This window comes from Halomonas sediminis (assembly GCF_044871105.1).
Taxonomy (GTDB): domain Bacteria; phylum Pseudomonadota; class Gammaproteobacteria; order Pseudomonadales; family Halomonadaceae; genus Vreelandella; species Vreelandella zhuhanensis.
On record NZ_CP085246.1, the window covers coordinates 1,937,277 to 1,954,243 of the forward strand.

Below are 16,967 nucleotides of genomic sequence, written 5' to 3' on the forward strand. Positions count from 1 at the left end.
GCGATACATATGATTACCTCCTTAACAGCATACACAGCCAAACGCTACTGAACAGCCGTAACGAGGTAATCCAGCGTTGAATTTTTTTAAGCAGAACAGCAAGAGATCAGCACCGCCCTTGAGCCTGCCCACTTTAATCCTCCCGAATGCCATCCTTCCATCTCTGGTATGAGCTGATCCAGGATGGTCCTCCGTTCCCCGACGTTCTATCTTGATTGAGACACCTTGAGTCACTCACAGCCGACCGTGGAGCTTTCATGACCAGCCTATCCCAGCAAAAATGTGAAGCATGCAGTGCCGAGGCCACTCCCTTGACCCGTGAACAAAGCGAGGCACTACTAAAGGAGGTTCCCGAGTGGCGGATTGTCGAGCACGATGGCATCATGAAGCTTATGCGAAGCTTTACGTTTCGTGATTTTGCCGAGGCCTTGGCATTCACCCAAGGCGTCGGCGACATTGCCGAGCAGGCCGGCCACCATCCGGAAATTACCACCGAGTGGGGCAAAGCCACCGTGACATGGTGGTCACATGCCATCAGCGGCCTGCATCGCAATGACTTCATTCTTGCCGCCAGAACCGACGAGGTAGCCAACTAAATGTTCGAGCAAATTGAGCGAGTCCCGGGAGATGCAATCCTCGGGCTGATCGAAGCCTTCAAGAAAGATACCAACCCGCAGAAAGTGGATCTTGGCGTTGGCGTTTACCGCGATTCGCAAGGTAACACGCCGATCATGCGTGCCGTCAAAGAAGCGGAAGCTCGCCTGCTCAAGAATGAAACCACCAAGACCTACATCGGCTCCCATGGAGCACCCGCCTATGGCAATGTGGTGCTGCCGATGGTGCTCGGTGAAAACTCGCCGGTACTCGACGCAGGCCGTGCCAGCGCCACCCAGTCACCGGGCGGAACAGGTGCCCTGCGCCTAGCGGCTGATTTCATCGCCACGCAGCTTCCCGGCAAGGACATCTGGGTCAGTGACCCAACCTGGCCGAACCACTTGGGCATCTTCCCCGCCGCGGGTATCAAGCTGCACAAGTACCCTTATGTGGACGCGGACAACCGCCTGGATTTCGACGGCATGCTGTCGGCGCTCAAGCAGATTCCCGAAGGCGATGTTGTGCTGCTGCACGCTTGCTGTCACAACCCCACAGGGTTCGATCTTTCGCAAGATCAATGGAAGCAAGTACTGGAAGTAGTGCGTGAGCGCAATCTTTTGCCATTGGTGGATTTCGCCTATCAGGGCTTTGGTGAAGGCCTGGATGAAGACGCCTATGGCGTTCGTCTGCTGGCTGAATCACTGGATGAAATGATCATCACCAGCTCCTGCTCCAAGAACTTCGGCATCTATTGCGAACGTACCGGTTGCTTGATCATGGTGGCCAAAGACAACGAGCAGATGGAAAACGTGCGCTCTCAGATTGCCATCGTGGCACGGGAAAACTATTCCAACCCGCCGGCACATGGCGGCTCCATCGTCAGTGAAATTCTGAGTTCCGACGATCTGATTCCCGTCTGGCGCGACGAACTCACTGAAATGCGCGACCGTATCAATACCCTACGGCGCGATTTCGTTGAGGCTCTGAAGCCCTACGGCCTGGATCAGAAGTACGCTTGTATCGCCGAGCAGCGCGGCATGTTTTCCTATACCGGCCTCACCCCGGAGCAGGTAGACCGGTTGCGTGACGAATTCGGTATCTACATGGTCCGCTCCGGCCGCGCCAATGTGGCGGGTTTCTCGCACGAAAACCTGCCCTACCTGGCTAAGGCCTTTGCGGCGGTCAATAGCTGATCGCCAAGCAGATGACATGAGCGGGACGAAAACGCCCGAGGCTCATTTCATGGCCTCGGGCGTTTTTTTATGCAGATTTCAAGCATGGGTCGTTCAGGCTTGGGGTTCGACCTGCTGCGGTTTGCCGGAAAGCATCGTCATCAACACACGCCAGGCCATCAGGCCGGCAAACAGATTGCCGATTGCCGCCCCCAGAGCCAGACCGGCGAAACCGCCGAGTTGAGCACCGACCCACAAACAGGGTAGGTAACAGATAAACAGCCGAGCGGCAGAAAGCAGCATGGCGCGTAACGGCCAACCCAGCGCATTGCCCGCCGAGACCACCAACATGCACACCCCCAATGCGGCATAGCTGGGGAGTAAAAAACGTATCAGCAAGGCGAGTTCGGATTGAACGTCGGGATTGCCCGACAGCCCCAAGGCCACCCAGGGCGCCAACACTGCCATTAGCGTGCCCAACGCCAACTGCCACACCACCGCCACCTTCAGCGCCAAGTACAGCAGCCGCTTAATCTGCATCCAATCGCCCGCCCCGTAACAACGCCCCAACCAGGGGGGAAGCGACATGGTCATGGCCAGAATCACCATCAGCGAGAGCGTTTCCAGGCGGCTGGCAAGCCCCCAGGCTGCTACATAGGTCTCACCCAGTCCCGCCACCACGTAAATTGCCAGCATGGCGGCCAACGGCGGCATCAGTTGACTGACCATGGCCGGCCCTGCAATTCCGGTAAAAGGGCCTGCCGAACGCAAGAATTCAGGCCATAACTGATGGCGCGTGAGCCAGTCGGTTCTGTTGAGCTTCAAGCCGACTATCAGCAAGCCACTACTGAAGGCAATTACCGTTGCCCAAGCCGCTCCCGGCAGCCCCATACCTTGCCAGTCACCCATCCCGAAAATCAATATTGGGTCCATCACGAGGTTGATGAGGCTGCTCAGCACCATCATCTTGCCCGGCAAGCGCGTATCGCCATGGGCGCGAAACAGGCTATAGCCAAAATACAACAGTGCTCCCAGCCAAGCCGCCAGCAGCTGAGGTGCCCAATAATCGCCAATCAAGCCAAGCGTTGCGGTATCCGCCCCCAACAACCTGAACAGAGACACGTGAAAGGCCCAAAGCAGCACCCCCAGCAATGCGATGGTGACGCCACCGATCATCATCACCAAACTGCTCAGGCGGCGTGCTCGGGCATTTTCCCCGGCACCTAGCGCACGGGAAATCAAGGCGGCGATGGCAATGCCCAACCCTACCTGAATGCCGATGATCAGAAACGAAAGCGGAAAGGTGAATGATAATGCCGCCAATGGCGCGGTACCCAAACGCGCGATGAAGGCACTGTCCACCAGTTGAAAGCCCAGTAGGGCCAGCACGCCGATGGCCATGGGCCACGTCTGCCGCCAAAGGGTAAGCGCCAATGAAGAGGCTGATGTTGCTTGATGCTTTACGTCTACCACGGCCACTCCCGTCTCAATGCATAAAACGCCACCACCCCCGGAGAAAATCCGGGGGTGGTGGCGTTAGTATGACGCTTTTTTCGTTACTGGCGAATGCCTTCAAAGGTAACGTACAGCTCCAACTCATGCATCACTTCAGGAAAGGCGTTCATGTCGATCTCGAAATCGCTCAATGTCAGCATGGTGCTGCCTTCAAAGCCGGCACGATAGTTACCCCAGGGATCACTTCCTTCACCCATCAAGGTAACGTCCATCTCGATCGGCTGAGTCTGGCCATGCAACGTAAGATTACCGCTTACCACCCCTTCATTATCACCCTTCGGCTCGAAGCCGGTAGAGACAAATGTCGCGGTGGGATATTTATCGGCATTGAGGAAGTCATCACTCAGGAAGTGACGGTCACGCTCGGCATGATTGGTGTCGAGACTGTTGACTTGAACTTCCATTTCCACAGAAGACGCTTCCAGATTGTCCGCTTCATAGTGAAACTGACCGCTGAACTCTTCGAAGTCACCCAGAATGTAGGAAAATCCCAAGTGCTGGATCTTGAACTGGATAAAGGCGTGCTGGCCTTCGATATCCACGACATAGTCGGCGGCTTGAGCCTGGCTCAAAGGAACCAGCGCAGCGGCGGTCAACACCGTGGCAATCGCAGTTTTCTTCAACATGGTCATTCTCCTTTACAGTTTACTTAAATACACGCAGGCCCTGAGCCAACGCTAAGGCTTGTTTAATACGCGCTGATTTTCAACGCTATCTGGCTCGCCTTGGATCAAGCATCCGCAACAGGGTATCGTTGCCGTCGATCCAATGATGCTTGAGTGCCGCGGCGGTATGCCCCAGCGCCATCAACATCAACAACAAGGCGCTGTACCAATGGATGGTTCCCGCCAGGCTTTCCTGATTCGGTAGATCGTAAACCAATGCCGGAACCTGGAACCAACCAAATACGTTGATGCCTCGTCCGTTGGCGGTGGAAATCATGTAACCACTGATCATCACCACCAGCATGAGCACATACAAGGCGACATGACCGAAATGGGCAGCAAGCTTTTCCATACGCTGGCCATGAGCAAGCGGGGTGGGTTGCCAGAATCGCCAGATCAATCGTGCCAGGGTGGCGAACAATACCAGCATACCGACAGAACGGTGCCACCAAGGCCCCAAGTTGTACCAGCCATGGAAATAATCCAGGCCAGTCATCCACCAACCAAGAATGAAAAGCCCGATGATGGCAACCGCACTCAGCCAGTGCAAAGCAATGCTGACGATACCCCAGCCATTATGTGTATTGCGCCACATCGATGTTTCCCCTCTGGCATTGGCTTAGAAAACAGCATACCCGGGTAACGCTAGGAAAACTGCTGAATAAACCAGAACATACCATTCGTAAAAACCATCCCTCCTTGAGCGTGACGTTCTCACGTAAAAAAGCGCCGATCGACAACTTACGATCGGCGCCATCATGTACACATCCGCGTTGCGTAGAACGTTCAGCACACTAATTTTTAGCGAGAAAGCAGGCTATCCAACCCAAGCGCCAAGTCTCGCTTGATATCGATAAGGCTTTCCAGCCCTACCGCTACCCGTACTAGCCCTTCAGCGATACCGGCTGCTTCCTTCTGCGCTTCCGATAAACGGCCATGGGTAGTGGTTCCCGGATGAGTGATGGTGGTTTTTACATCGCCGAGATTGCCGGTAATCGAGAGCATACGGGTGGCATCGATTACCTGCCAGGCACCTTCGCGGCCATTGATCACCTCGAAACCCAGCACCGCACCAAAGCCCTCTTGCTGACGCCTGGCTTGCTCATGCTGAGAATGATCCGGCAAGCCGCTGTAATACACTTTGTTTACCGCCGGATGTGCCTGCAACCACTGAGCCAGCCCCAAGGCATTCTCGCAGTGCGCCCGCATACGCAGCGACAGCGTTTCCAATCCCTTGGTGAATATCCAAGCATTGAAGGGACTCAGGCAGGGGCCGCAGGTACGCACCACGCCGAACACTTCTTCCAGCAGGGCATGGCTACCTACCACAGCGCCACCCACGGCACGTCCCTGGCCATCGAGGTACTTAGTCGCCGAATGAATCACCAGGTCGGCACCCAAGGCAAGCGGCTGCTGAAGCGCCGGCGTCAAGAAGCAGTTATCGACTGCCAACAACACTTGATGCTGGTGGGCGAGTTCCGCCAGAGCGGCGATATCCACCACTTCCGACAAAGGATTGGAGGGTGTTTCAGCAAACAACAGGCGGGTTTGCGGCGTGATAGCCGCTTCCCAGGCGTCAAGATTGGAAAGCTCCACGTAACGTGTCGTGATACCCAGCTTGCCCAAATATTTATCGAATAAGCTCACGGTGGAGCCGAACAGAGAACGCGAAGCCACGATTTCATCGCCGCTGGAAAGCAGTGCCAAGGCCGTCGCCAGAATCGCCGACATGCCCGAACTCGTCGCCACGCAACGTTCGCCGCCTTCCAGTGCCGCCAGCCGCTTTTCGAAAGTGCTCACCGTGGGGTTGGTGAAGCGGGAATAGACGTTCCCCGGCTCTTCCCCGCTGAACTTGCGCGCAGCTTCCGCTGCGCTGCCATAGACAAAGCTCGAGGTGGGAAAAATCGGCTCGGAATGCTCCTGCTCGAAGCTGCGCTCGTGACCGGCACGGATCGCCAGGGTGTCCAGCGACCATCCCTGCGGATTGCTTTCATCTTGCATGACCTACCCTTTAGTCGATGTCATCGTCATCTTGATTGTGCATATCCACCAATGCATGGTCCCCGGCACTGTTCTGGCGGGAAGTATCATTGCGGCTCGCTTCAAGATCGGCGAGATAGGCATCATCGATATCGCCGGTCACGTAATCACCATCGAACACGGAACAGTCAAACTCATCGAGTGCTGGGTTGACGTTACGACAGGCGGTCTTCAGGTCTTCCAGGTTCTGATAGAAGATCCTGTCGGCGCCAATCAATTCACCCACTTCTTCCTCGGTACGCCCATGCGCTATCAGCTCACTGGCCGCCGGCATGTCAATACCGTATACATTGGGGTAACGCACCGGCGGTGCGGCAGAAGCGAAATACACATTGCGTGCGCCTGCTTCGCGGGCCATCTGGATGATCTGCTTGCAAGTGGTACCACGCACGATGGAATCATCCACCAATAGCACGTTCTTATCCTTGAATTCGATGGCGATGGCGTTGAGTTTCTGACGCACCGATTTCTTGCGCTGGGTCTGGCCGGGCATGATGAAGGTGCGGCCGATATAACGATTCTTCATGAACCCTTCGCGGTACGTCACACCCAGATGCTGGGCCATTTCCAGCGCCGAGGTGCGCGACGTATCCGGAATCGGAATCACCACATCGATATCATGGTCCGGCCATTCTTGCATGATCCGATCGCCGAGCTTGCGTCCCATTTCCATGCGCGTGCCGTAAACGTAGGCACCATCGAGTATCGAGTCCGGGCGAGCCAGGTAAACATGCTCGAAAACGCAGGAAGTAAGCTTTGGGCGGTCGGCACATACCTGAGTATGTATCTTACCCTGCATATCGACGAAAATCGCTTCACCCGGTGACAGGTCACGCACCAGCTCAAAGCCGCCCACATCCAGCGCCACCGACTCCGAAGCGATCATCACTTCCTGGCCATCTCCCTGATCACGGGTGCCGAAGACTACCGGGCGAATGCCATGGGGGTCGCGAAATGCCACCATGCCGAAGCCGTTGATGATCGCCACAGCGACATAACCGCCCTTGCAGCGACGGTGTACACGACGCACGGCATCAAAGATGTCTTCGGACTCCAGGTGCAGCCCCTGCTTGCCCAGTTCGTGAGCGAACACATTGAGCAACACTTCAGAATCGGAACTGGTATTGATATGGCGCAGATCGGTCGAAAACAATTCCTGCTTGAGCTGTTCGGAATTGGTCAGGTTACCGTTATGGGCCAGGGCGATCCCATAAGGCGAATTGACATAAAATGGCTGGGACTCGGCTTCGCTGGAAGAACCCGCCGTCGGATAGCGCACATGCCCGATGCCAAGCTTGCCTTGCAGGCGGGCCATGTGCCGGGTATGAAAGACATCACGCACCAAGCCATTGCTCTTGCGTAACAGGAAGCGGCCTTCATGCCAGGTCATCATGCCGGCTGCATCCTGGCCGCGATGCTGAAGCACCGTCAGGGCATCGTAAATTCCCTGATTCACTGCTTGCTTGGCCAGAAGGCCCACAATACCGCACATTCCAGTTACCTCGCTTGAGACATCGACTCGCGGTGACGAGTCTAAAAATTCATGGGGATGAGGTTTATTGGCTCAACCCCGGCACATGGCGATTCAGTTGCGGAAGTGAAATATCCCTTAATGATGCTGGCGTTTCGGGAAGATCACGCTCCCAGTTATCCAGCTGGCTAACCGCCCAATCACGCAACTGCTCGAAGGTTGGGCGTAGCGAGGCATCCTGCCAGGCATCAAGACTTGATAGAGGGGTCACGGTGATAAGGACAGTGGCAATTACCAGAATGGCTGCACCTCGGGCAGCGCCAAAGATAGTACCGGCCATGCGATTGAAAAACCCCATGCCAGCCCATTCGACTGCCGCGTGCAGCACACGGATAACAATACCGCATAACAGAATGACCGCAAAAATCACCAGAATGAAGGCCAGTACCAGCCTGGCATCATGGCTGTCGATCAGGCCACCGAGCGTCTCGGCGACGGGTTCGGCCAGCATTCTGGCGACCAGCAATGCCACCACCCAAGCGGCCAGGCCCAGTGCCTCACGCACGAGCCCTCGGGTGAAACCCGCCAGCATGGAAAGCACCAGCACCGCCAGAAATACGGCATCGATCCAGGTCAATGCCATGGTTATTCTTTCACCCTGACCAGTAATCCTTGAAGGTTGGCGCGTTGCTTCACTGCCAGCATCGCTTGCTCGCCTTTTTCAGCCGTATCGAATGGGCCGACAAATACCGTGGTCAAGTTGCCTTTGCGCTGGCGCTGGTAAACCTGGAAGCCTTGGTTCTCAAGCTGCTCAGTCAAGCGTTCCACATTAGCGGGCTCGCCGAAGCTGCCGACCTGCACTGCCCAGTCTCCTTGAGAAGAAGCCGAGGGCACTGCATCAGCATCATCTGCCCCGCTCGTTTCGTTCGCCGCCATCAGTTCAGCAATCGGATCGCGTGGCTGCGAGGACTCGGGTTGCGCTGTCTCAGGCACTGCCGGTTCCGGCTCGCGGGGGCTTACTTCGATGGGGTCGATCTCGACGGGCTGGTCGATTGCCGGGACATCCTGCTCTTGGGTAGAAAGCTGCTCGACTGAAGCGGGTATTTCCGGGCGCGGTACATCACGACGCTCCACGTCGATGGGCTGTTCGATGGTCAGGTTAGGGCGTGGACGCTCTTCCCGTGGCGCGGGGTCGCTCATCAACCAAGGCACGATTATCGCGGCCAATGCCAAGAGAATAACGATACCACTTACGCGTTCAGTCATGCCGTATTTCATTTCCTTCTCCAACAGGCAAGGTCACTGCCTGCGGTAGCGTCATGCTCAATAATTCGGCGACAGTGACAAATGATCCAGTGGCCAATACGCGATCTGATTCGTTGAGTTGCGCACCTAGCCAATGGGCGCCCTCTGCAGGTGTCGAGGCTATATGACTCACTGCAAGGCCGCGATGTTCCAGGCGCTTCACCAAATCACTAGCCGAACGTCCACGCTCGCCTTCCAGGCCGACACAAATCCAGTGCGTGACGGCTGCTGCCAGGGCATCAATCACACCCTCGGCATCCTTGTCCTCAAGCATGCCGAGCAAGGCCCAGGTGCGTCCCGTGCACGGTTGCTGTTGCAGTTGGCTGGCCACATAGGCTGCTGCATGCGGGTTATGGCCCACATCCAGGCACCATTGCCCCACCCATTGCATACGCCCCGGCACGCTTACGGCTGCTAGCGCTTCTCGACAACAGGCTTCTGAAAGCGACACTCCACTCAAGGCCAGCGCCTGCAACGCCGTCGCCGCATTATCCAACGGCAAGCCGGGATCAGGTAATGCCGTGAGTGTAATCGGCTGAGCGCTTTGATCCACACCTTGCCATGCCCAACCCGCGGCATGTGAATGACGATTGAACGATTCGCCTAAAGCGTGAACCGGTGCACCCAAGTCTTCAGCGGTTTGCCTGACGCTTACTGGCAAGCTTGTGCTTCCCAGCACCGTCGGGCGGGCCGGGCGAAAAATACCGGCTTTCTCTCGCCCGATCTGCTCAATGTCGGTTCCCAGGAAACTCGCGTGATCCTGCGCAATGGTGGTGACCACAGCCACATCCGCATCAAGGATATTGACCGCATCCAACCGACCGCCCAAGCCCACTTCCAGCACCACAAGGTCCAACGCCGCCTGTCCAAGACACCACAAGGCACACAGCGTGCCTGCTTCAAAGTAAGTCAAACTGATGGTGGGGTCTTGCAGGCGTGCCTGCTCCACCTGCTCAAACCCTTTGATCAAGCAATCGTCGGTGACGTGAATACCGTCAAGGCAAATCCGCTCGTTATAGTGCAGCAAGTGGGGTGACGTATAGGTGCCTACGGAAAGTCCATGCGCACGTGCCAAGCGATCCACCATTGCCAACGTCGAGCCCTTGCCGTTGGTACCCGCTATGGTGATTACGCAAGCAGCCAATGGCTGCTCCCTGAGTCTCATTCGATCAGCCACGGCAGCTACCCGCTCAAGCCCCATGTCAATACCCACAGGGTGCAAGGTTTCCAGATAATGCAGCCAACCATTCAGAGTATCAGGCATTGCGCGAACGATCTTCATCCACAGTGGACGAGGAGGGCTCGCGCCGAATCTCATCGCTTTCCATGGTGGCGGGAGAAGCCGTTGCATCCAGCTCTGCAGCATCAGCGATGGGGGCTTCATCCACCAATGGCTCGGCATTCTCGCTGATAACAGTTTCCTCGACAGGCTCCCCCGTGGCGATGCCCGGCTGATGAGTCAGCTTACGCAGAATGGCGCCTATGCGTGTGCGCATCTCATGGCGATGCATGATCATGTCCACGGTGCCGTGCTCGAGCAAAAACTCGCTACGCTGAAAGCCTTCAGGCAAGGTTTCTCGGACCGTCTGTTCGATGACTCTCGGACCGGCGAAGCCGATCAAGGCATTGGGTTCGGCAATATTCAAATCGCCCAACATCGCAAGGGATGCGGATACACCGCCGAATACCGGGTCGGTCAATACCGATATATACGGAACCCCGGCTTGTTTGAGAGCCTCCAGCGCCGCCGAGGTCTTGGCCATTTGCATCAAGGAAAACAAGGCTTCCTGCATGCGTGCCCCACCGGAGGCGGCAAAGCATACTAGCGGAATACCCTCTTCACGCGCCAAGGTAGCGGCACGTATGAATTTTTCGCCGACCACCGACCCCATGGAGCCACCCATGAAGGTAAATTCGAAGGCCACCGCCACCACGGGCAGGCCATCCAATTGCCCTTTCATGGTCACCAGCGCATCTTTCTCGCCAGTATCCTTCTGGGCCGCTGCCAGGCGGTCCTTGTATTTCTTGGTATCACGAAACTTGAGACGATCGATTGGCTCAATATCAGCGGCGATTTCCTTGCGCCCGTCTTTATCCAGAAACCAGTCCAGACGTTTACGTGCGGTCAAACGCAAGTGATGCTCACATTTGGGGCAGACGCTGTGATGCTTCTCAAGCTCGGGAAGATAAAGTACCGCTTCACATTTAGGGCACTTACGCCACAGACCATCCGGCACGCTGGCGCGGCGGTCTTTGCGCTGGATACGCCCCATGGAGGGCACGATCTTGTCCAACCAGCTCATATCAGAAAGGTTTCCGTTATGCAGTCAACGCCTGGCGATACCAGGCTCGGTAAGTGTCATGAAATTACACAAAAAGTAAATTCAGTTGCGGTTCAATGCATCCATCGCGTGGCGCATCTCACCCAGGACGGCTTTCAGCAGACCGGGGATGGTTTCCGGCGTGTCGGCGTTTTCGGCTATCTGATTGACCAAGGCGCTACCCACGATAACGCCATCCGCCACCTTAGCCACTTCAGCGGCCGTGGCACCATCACGAATCCCGAAACCCACACAGAGCGGCAAGTCGGTCATTTCACGCAAGGGTGCCAGATGGCTGGCAACATCATCGGCATTCAATGAGGCCGAACCGGTCACGCCTTTCAGCGACACATAGTAAAGATAGCCTTCCCCGTGAGCGCATATTGTAGCGGCACGCTCATTGGAAGTGGTAGGGGCAACCAGAAAGATTGATGCCAATCCGCGCGCCTTGAGAATAGGGCCGAATTCATCGGCCTCTTCCGGGGGCATATCCACGGTCAAGACGCCATCGACCCCGGCACTCGCCGCCTGGTCGGCAAACGCCGCGTAGCCGAGTCGCTCCACAGGATTAAGGTAGCCCATCAGCACCACCGGCGTGGTGGTATCGCTTTGCCTGAACTCTTCCACCATGGTGAACAAATGGCTGAGACGTGTGCCATGCTTGAGTGCACGCTCACAGGCCTTCTGAATCACCGGGCCGTCGGCCATCGGGTCGGAGAACGGCACCCCTAGCTCAATGATATCGGCGCCCGCCTCGACCAGCGCATGCATGAAGCCCACGGTATGCTCGGGGGCCGGGTCGCCAGCGGTAATAAAGGGGATCAGAGCCTTGCGGCCCTGATGCTTGAGGTCGGTAAAACGTTGATCGATACGGTTCATCTTGAGCCCTTAAAATTCGACGCCGTCAAGCTTGGCCACTGTCATGATGTCCTTGTCGCCACGTCCGGAGAGGTTGACGACGATATGCTGATCGGGACGCATCGTAGGTGCCAAGACCTTGGCATAGGCAAGCGCATGGGCTGACTCAAGGGCCGGCATGATGCCTTCCATATGCGTCAGTTCACGAAAGGCTTCGAGCACCTCGCGGTCGTTGGCCGTCACGTAACTGACCCGACCCACGTCCTTCCACAGCGCATGCTCAGGGCCTACACCGGGGTAATCCAGGCCCGCGGAGATCGAATGCGTGTCAGAGACCTGACCGGCATCATCGGACATCAAGTAAGTACGGTTGCCGTGCAATACGCCGCGCGGTGCGTTGGAGGAAAGCGGGGCCGCGTGACGGCCGGTTTCCACCCCATCACCGCCGGCCTCGACACCGTACATCGCCACGTCGTCATCTTCCACGAAGGGATAGAACAGCCCCAGCGCATTGGAGCCGCCTCCCACGCAAGCAATCAGCGCATCGGGCAGACGACCGATCTGCTCCAATGATTGACGCCGGGCTTCCCGGCCGACCACGGCGTTGAAATCGCGCACCAGCATCGGATAAGGATGCGGTCCGGCTACGGTGCCGATGATATAGAAGGTGTTGTCGACGTTGGTTACCCAGTCACGCAGTGCCTCGTTCATGGCATCTTTCAGCGTACGGGTGCCGGATTCCACGGGAATGACCTTGGCGCCCAGAAGGTGCATGCGGTAGACGTTGAGTTTCTGACGTTCTACATCCGCGGCTCCCATGTAGACCTCACACTCAAGCCCCAGGCGTGCGGCAACCGTGGCGGTGGCCACCCCGTGCTGACCGGCGCCGGTCTCGGCGATCACGCGCGGCTTGCCACTCTTCTTGGCCAGCAATGCCTGGCCAATGGTGTTGTTCACCTTATGAGCACCGGTGTGATTGAGATCTTCGCGCTTGAGCCAGATCTGTGCGCCACCCAACTCCCTGGACCATCGCTTCGCATGATAAAGCGGCGAGGGACGGCCGACATAATAGGCCATATCATGGTCGAACTCGGCCTGGAAGGCAGGATCATCGCGAAGATCCAGATAGATCTTCTCCAGCTCATCCAAGGCAAAGCTTAGGGTTTCCGAAACAAAACGGCCGCCGTAGGGACCAAAATGGCCACGGGCGTCCGGCATTCGGGTCAGGTCGCTGAACTTGGTCACGGTTAGTACCTCACAGGATCGCCAGAACAGGCAGAAAGTAAATGAACATAACGCTATAAACTCGGCGTGGCATGCGAGACATCATTCAAGTGATACCTCAAATGCCACCTACTTCAGGGCAGCGGATCAACGATTGTCGGCCTGCGCTACCTGGCGGACAAAGGCTGCCATTTTTTCGCCATCCTTGTGACCGGGGGAAGACTCTACACCGCCGGAGACATCAACCGCGAAAGGCGCCACCCCGGCCACTGCCTGAGCGACATTGACCGCCGTCAAGCCCCCGGCGAGGATAACAGGTTTCGCCAGGCTTGCGGGGATTCTCGACCAATCGAAGGTCTCACCCGTTCCTCCCGGCACGCCGTGGCGATATGCATCTAGCAGCAAGGCGCCGGCATTGCGATAACGTGCAGCAGCGGCCTGTAAATCAAGGCCGTCACGCATGCGCAACGCCTTGTACCACGGCTTGCCAAAGGCATCGCAGGCCTCCGGGGTTTCATCACCATGAAACTGAAGGCAATCCAAGTAAGCCAGACAAGGCTCGATGAAGGCCGGTGACTGATCGACAAACAACCCGACCCGCGTCACGAAGGAGGGTACCCGCGCAGACAAGGTGGCCAGCTGTTCAAGAGACACCGCGCGCGAGCTATGCGGCCATAGGACGAAACCGATAGCATCCACCCCCAGCGCCACGGCTTTATCGATATCCTCGGGCCGACCCAGACCGCACATCTTGATCCGGGTTCTCGCCCAGGCTTTTTCGGGCTGGCTCATATGACTCTCGCTCCACCCTTGGCTCGTTCCACTGTGGATCTGTCGCGGCGCGACGTCACCAGGGGACAATCCGGCAGGCCGCGCCCCCCCGTCTCCTCGCCCAGAAATGCCAGCAAATTAGGCCCCAATAATTCCTTGGGCAAGTCGAAACGTTCATCGTAGAGCGAATCGACGAAGTGCAGCCCGCAGCCGGGCGCTGTCACATCCGCCTGCCGGCGGTCCTTCAAGGCTAGCAGCCGAACAAGATAGTCGGTGCCCTGCTCTTCACGTCCTACTGTGACCAAGGCACCGACGATATTACGAATCATGTGATGCAAGAAGGCGTTACCTTGCACATCCACCACCACCAACGGTCCGTGGCGTTTGACGTCGATGAAATGCAAGTGCCGCCAAGGCGTGCGCGACTGACAACCCGCCGCCCGAAAGCTTGTGAAATCATGTTCGCCCACCAATGCCTGGGCAGCGATATGCATGGCCTCGGCATTCAAGTGGTCACGACACCAAGTGACGTTGGCACGTTCAAGTACCGGTCGGCTCATCTGATTGAGCAGGATATAGCGATAGCGCCGCCCCAGGGCATCGAAGCGCGAGTGGAAGGTATCCGGCACCGCCTTGACCCAACGCACCGCGATATCGCGCGGCAGCTTGGCATTGACGCCGAAGACCCAGGCTTTTTCCGAACGCGCTGTCGGAGGGTCGAAGTGCACCACTTGGCGCGTGGCGTGCACGCCGGTATCCGTTCGCCCGCTGGCCTTCACGCGCACCGGGGCATTGGCGATATGCGCCAGGGCCTTTTCCAGAGACGCCTGAACCGAGGCGGCATGGGTCAACCGCTGAAATCCGCAATAGGCACTTCCATCATATTCCACTCCCATGGCCAGACGGCCAGGAAGCGGTTGATGTTCATCGAGATGGTAAATCTGGTTCATTGCTTGGCATCGGGTCTGTAGGCGGACGGCGCATCACGGATGTGGCGCGAAGAATCGGCTTTGTGTTTATCAGTCGACTGACTATTGGCCGGCTGGCTATTATCCAGATCACGCGCATCGAATGCCACCTCTTCAATTTCCCAATCGATTTCAGGTTGCTCATCAAAACCCTTGGTGTCATGTGGATAACGCTGCATCCCCGTTTTTTCAGTCAAAGACGGCTGGGGTTTCAGGGTAGAAGCCTCGAGTTCGGAAAGCGCCGATGCGGGAAGCTGCGCTGAAAAAGGCTCAGATGAACGAGACACCTGCGTGAAGTCGATCGTCGGTTGCATAGGAGTCTCTTCCCGAACCGCCTCCTCGTTGCTCAGCACGGGCGGCTCATAATCGACCATCCGCTCGCGATCCTGCTTGGCCGGTGCAGGCATCTCGGGCGCTTCCCCCCCGACTGGGTCTGTTACTAACGGCTCCTCAAGGGACTCCGAAGGCTTTTCAATCATCGGCGTCTCGCTATCGTCCCATTGCAAAGGGGCTTCTTCGGCTGGCGGTTCGGGCTCGGCTTCGTTGCGTGCAGAAGGCGCTTTCTCTGCTTGATCATCAACTGCTGCGTAGCTGTGCGCGACACTCATCCCCGGCGCCTCGTCGTGCAACAAAGCATCGGTGTGCGATGAAGGGGCTGCTTGCGTCTCGTCCCGGGCCTGTATCGATGAGGTCGCGCGGTTCATTGCCGAGCTGGACACCCCGGCACTTGGCACTTGAGGCTCGGCTCTTGATATATCGGAATCGGCTATCACTGGTTCTTCCCAGACATCGCGGCGGCGACGAAGCGCCACCAATACCGCCAGCAACAGCGCAATGGCAATGCCTGTCACCCACCATTGATAATGCTGCCATAACGCTGCTCCCGCCTGCCACCAAGGGTCATCTTGGGTGGCCCGGGCGACTTTCGGGGGATCCGTAGCCAAGGCGTCCAATTCTTCGCGCAGCGTGTAGAGCAGCCCATGCAGCTGATCGACTTCTTCATGCAGCGACTCACGCTCTGTAAGCAAGGTTTGGATGGTTGCCTGGCTTTCCTCCCAATGCCGCTCAAGATCAGCTAGACGTGCCCGTTCTTCTGCAAGCGCCTCCTTGCTCGGCGCTTCAGGTTGCATTATCCCTGTCAACGCGATTGAAGCGGCAATTGCCGTCTCACTAATCTCTAGTGGATCGGGCGTCTGCACAGAAGGCAACGGCACTGCCTCGGGGGTACCGCCATCACGGCGACTCCAGGCCTGGTTCATCGCCTGAATAGTCTCGGCCGCCGAGTCGGGCGAGCGAGCCATTACCCGGCTTGGCGGCGGCACTTCCAAGGTAAGCCCTTCGCGCATTTCATGGATATTGCCAGAGGGAAACACATTGGGGTTAGCTTCGAGCAAGGCAATCATCATCTGCTGGACGTTGACCTCAGCTGGGCGCAAGCGTTCCGCCACACTCCATAATGTATCGCCCCGGCTGATATAGGCACCCGATGATGATGAAGGCTGGGCAACCGGCGCATTGGTGGAACGCGATGCCGAGGCGCTTGGCGAGGCTTGAGACGAGCCCTCTTCCAAGGAAGGCATGGACGCATAGCCCGGCGGATCAAGCAGTAATGTGACCTCTCGAACCTGGCGCCCTTGGGGAGAGTCCAGGTACAGCAAGAGATCCAACCAAGGATCATTCACGGGACGCTGCGTGGAAAGCTGTACCTGCCATTCGCCCTTTACCCGGCTGATATCCGCTTGAACGCTGGCCGCCAACGGCGTGCGCGCCAAGCCGATTGCCTCAAAATCCTGCTCATCGGCTACCTGCGCGCTTAATTGCTCGATGTCAGAACCGCTGATATCAAGCAGCGGAATCGATGCCTTCAATGGCGTATTGAGTGGAGATTCCACCGTGGCCTGCCCTAGACCCAGCGCCGCCACTAATGGACTGGTGGACAGCAGTGCCAACAGCATGGCGAACGTAAGCGTATGTCTCATGAACATCCCTTGGAGTAACAATTCAACGTCTGTCTCTGCAAACAGCTGCCTTTCGCAAACAATCGACTTGGAAGAACTTGAAGA

16 protein-coding genes are annotated in these 16,967 nt (G+C 57.2%); 2 read left to right on the forward strand and 14 right to left on the reverse strand.

Annotation, left to right across the window (positions count from 1 at the left end):
* Positions 1 to 257 precede the first annotated feature (257 nt).
* Both LG290_RS09310 and LG290_RS09315 read left to right on the forward strand, forming a co-directional pair.
* The gene (locus LG290_RS09310; protein ID WP_160418661.1) at positions 258 to 596 is read left to right on the forward strand and encodes a 4a-hydroxytetrahydrobiopterin dehydratase; all 339 of its coding nucleotides are present in this window, start codon (positions 258 to 260) and stop codon (positions 594 to 596) included.
* Entirely contained in the window at positions 597 to 1,787 is a 1,191-nt protein-coding gene (locus tag LG290_RS09315) for an amino acid aminotransferase (RefSeq protein ID WP_160418662.1), read from the forward strand.
* A 93-nt stretch (positions 1,788 to 1,880) separates the two neighbouring features.
* On the opposite strand, the gene LG290_RS09320 is transcribed toward LG290_RS09315, so the two are convergent.
* From LG290_RS09320 to LG290_RS09385, 14 genes are all read right to left on the reverse strand, one after another.
* Positions 1,881 to 3,167 (reverse strand): MATE family efflux transporter, encoded by a 1,287-nt coding sequence (locus LG290_RS09320; protein WP_499837068.1) that lies wholly within the window; start codon positions 3,165 to 3,167, stop codon positions 1,881 to 1,883.
* A 155-nt stretch (positions 3,168 to 3,322) separates the two neighbouring features.
* A complete protein-coding gene (locus LG290_RS09325) occupies positions 3,323 to 3,907 on the reverse strand; it encodes a YceI family protein (protein ID WP_160418663.1) in 585 nt (194 codons plus the stop codon).
* An 85-nt stretch (positions 3,908 to 3,992) separates the two neighbouring features.
* On the reverse strand, positions 3,993 to 4,541 hold the full coding sequence (locus LG290_RS09330) for a cytochrome b (protein WP_499834593.1): 549 nt from the start codon (positions 4,539 to 4,541) through the stop codon (positions 3,993 to 3,995).
* Positions 4,542 to 4,747: 206 nt separating this feature from the next.
* Positions 4,748 to 5,947 carry an O-succinylhomoserine sulfhydrylase gene (locus LG290_RS09335; protein ID WP_499834594.1) on the reverse strand — a complete coding sequence of 400 codons (1,200 nt, stop codon included), beginning with the start codon at positions 5,945 to 5,947 and terminating at the stop codon, positions 4,748 to 4,750.
* A gap of 10 nt (positions 5,948 to 5,957) precedes the next feature.
* Complete coding sequence (gene purF / locus LG290_RS09340; RefSeq protein WP_160418667.1) at positions 5,958 to 7,478, reverse strand: amidophosphoribosyltransferase; 1,521 nt, start codon at positions 7,476 to 7,478, stop codon at positions 5,958 to 5,960.
* Positions 7,479 to 7,542: 64 nt separating this feature from the next.
* Positions 7,543 to 8,100 carry a CvpA family protein gene (locus LG290_RS09345; protein ID WP_499834595.1) on the reverse strand — a complete coding sequence of 186 codons (558 nt, stop codon included), beginning with the start codon at positions 8,098 to 8,100 and terminating at the stop codon, positions 7,543 to 7,545.
* Positions 8,101 to 8,102: 2 nt separating this feature from the next.
* Complete coding sequence (locus LG290_RS09350; protein ID WP_499834596.1) at positions 8,103 to 8,735, reverse strand: SPOR domain-containing protein; 633 nt, start codon at positions 8,733 to 8,735, stop codon at positions 8,103 to 8,105.
* Positions 8,716 to 10,026: a bifunctional tetrahydrofolate synthase/dihydrofolate synthase gene (gene folC / locus LG290_RS09355; protein ID WP_499834597.1), complete on the reverse strand. Its 1,311-nt coding sequence runs from the start codon at positions 10,024 to 10,026 to the stop codon at positions 8,716 to 8,718. Before folC ends, LG290_RS09350 begins: the two co-directional genes overlap by 20 nt.
* On the reverse strand, positions 10,019 to 11,065 hold the full coding sequence (gene accD / locus LG290_RS09360; RefSeq protein ID WP_499834598.1) for an acetyl-CoA carboxylase, carboxyltransferase subunit beta: 1,047 nt from the start codon (positions 11,063 to 11,065) through the stop codon (positions 10,019 to 10,021). Before accD ends, folC begins: the two co-directional genes overlap by 8 nt.
* An 81-nt stretch (positions 11,066 to 11,146) precedes the next feature.
* The gene (gene trpA, locus LG290_RS09365) at positions 11,147 to 11,962 is read right to left on the reverse strand and encodes a tryptophan synthase subunit alpha (protein WP_499834599.1); all 816 of its coding nucleotides are present in this window, start codon (positions 11,960 to 11,962) and stop codon (positions 11,147 to 11,149) included.
* A 9-nt stretch (positions 11,963 to 11,971) separates the two neighbouring features.
* Complete coding sequence (trpB, locus tag LG290_RS09370; RefSeq protein WP_499837069.1) at positions 11,972 to 13,159, reverse strand: tryptophan synthase subunit beta; 1,188 nt, start codon at positions 13,157 to 13,159, stop codon at positions 11,972 to 11,974.
* Positions 13,160 to 13,312: 153 nt separating this feature from the next.
* Positions 13,313 to 13,957 (reverse strand): phosphoribosylanthranilate isomerase, encoded by a 645-nt coding sequence (locus LG290_RS09375; protein WP_499834600.1) that lies wholly within the window; start codon positions 13,955 to 13,957, stop codon positions 13,313 to 13,315.
* A complete protein-coding gene (truA, locus tag LG290_RS09380) occupies positions 13,954 to 14,886 on the reverse strand; it encodes a tRNA pseudouridine(38-40) synthase TruA (protein WP_499834601.1) in 933 nt (310 codons plus the stop codon). The genes LG290_RS09375 and truA overlap by 4 nt, the downstream gene beginning before the upstream one ends.
* Entirely contained in the window at positions 14,883 to 16,883 is a 2,001-nt protein-coding gene (locus tag LG290_RS09385; RefSeq protein ID WP_499834602.1) for a type IV pilus assembly protein FimV, read from the reverse strand. Before LG290_RS09385 ends, truA begins: the two co-directional genes overlap by 4 nt.
* Positions 16,884 to 16,967: the final 84 nt, after the last annotated feature.

What these genes read in the sequence shown, in the direction of transcription:
- LG290_RS09335 (WP_499834594.1), bottom strand. Translation starts at nt 5,947, where the DNA reads ATGCAAGATGAAAGCAATCCGCAGGGATGGTCGCTGGACACCCTGGCG.
- LG290_RS09345 (WP_499834595.1), bottom strand. Translation starts at nt 8,100, where the DNA reads ATGGCATTGACCTGGATCGATGCCGTATTTCTGGCGGTGCTGGTGCTT.
- LG290_RS09315 (WP_160418662.1), top strand. Translation starts at nt 597, where the DNA reads ATGTTCGAGCAAATTGAGCGAGTCCCGGGAGATGCAATCCTCGGGCTG.
- accD (WP_499834598.1), bottom strand. Translation starts at nt 11,065, where the DNA reads ATGAGCTGGTTGGACAAGATCGTGCCCTCCATGGGGCGTATCCAGCGC.
- folC (WP_499834597.1), bottom strand. Translation starts at nt 10,026, where the DNA reads ATGCCTGATACTCTGAATGGTTGGCTGCATTATCTGGAAACCTTGCAC.
- trpA (WP_499834599.1), bottom strand. Translation starts at nt 11,962, where the DNA reads ATGAACCGTATCGATCAACGTTTTACCGACCTCAAGCATCAGGGCCGC.
- LG290_RS09325 (WP_160418663.1), bottom strand. Translation starts at nt 3,907, where the DNA reads ATGTTGAAGAAAACTGCGATTGCCACGGTGTTGACCGCCGCTGCGCTG.
- trpB (WP_499837069.1), bottom strand. Translation starts at nt 13,159, where the DNA reads ATGCCGGACGCCCGTGGCCATTTTGGTCCCTACGGCGGCCGTTTTGTT.
- truA (WP_499834601.1), bottom strand. Translation starts at nt 14,886, where the DNA reads ATGAACCAGATTTACCATCTCGATGAACATCAACCGCTTCCTGGCCGT.
- LG290_RS09375 (WP_499834600.1), bottom strand. Translation starts at nt 13,957, where the DNA reads ATGAGCCAGCCCGAAAAAGCCTGGGCGAGAACCCGGATCAAGATGTGC.
- LG290_RS09330 (WP_499834593.1), bottom strand. Translation starts at nt 4,541, where the DNA reads ATGTGGCGCAATACACATAATGGCTGGGGTATCGTCAGCATTGCTTTG.
- LG290_RS09350 (WP_499834596.1), bottom strand. Translation starts at nt 8,735, where the DNA reads ATGAAATACGGCATGACTGAACGCGTAAGTGGTATCGTTATTCTCTTG.
- LG290_RS09310 (WP_160418661.1), top strand. Translation starts at nt 258, where the DNA reads ATGACCAGCCTATCCCAGCAAAAATGTGAAGCATGCAGTGCCGAGGCC.
- LG290_RS09320 (WP_499837068.1), bottom strand. Translation starts at nt 3,167, where the DNA reads ATGGCCATCGGCGTGCTGGCCCTACTGGGCTTTCAACTGGTGGACAGT.
- LG290_RS09385 (WP_499834602.1), bottom strand. Translation starts at nt 16,883, where the DNA reads ATGAGACATACGCTTACGTTCGCCATGCTGTTGGCACTGCTGTCCACC.
- purF (WP_160418667.1), bottom strand. Translation starts at nt 7,478, where the DNA reads ATGTGCGGTATTGTGGGCCTTCTGGCCAAGCAAGCAGTGAATCAGGGA.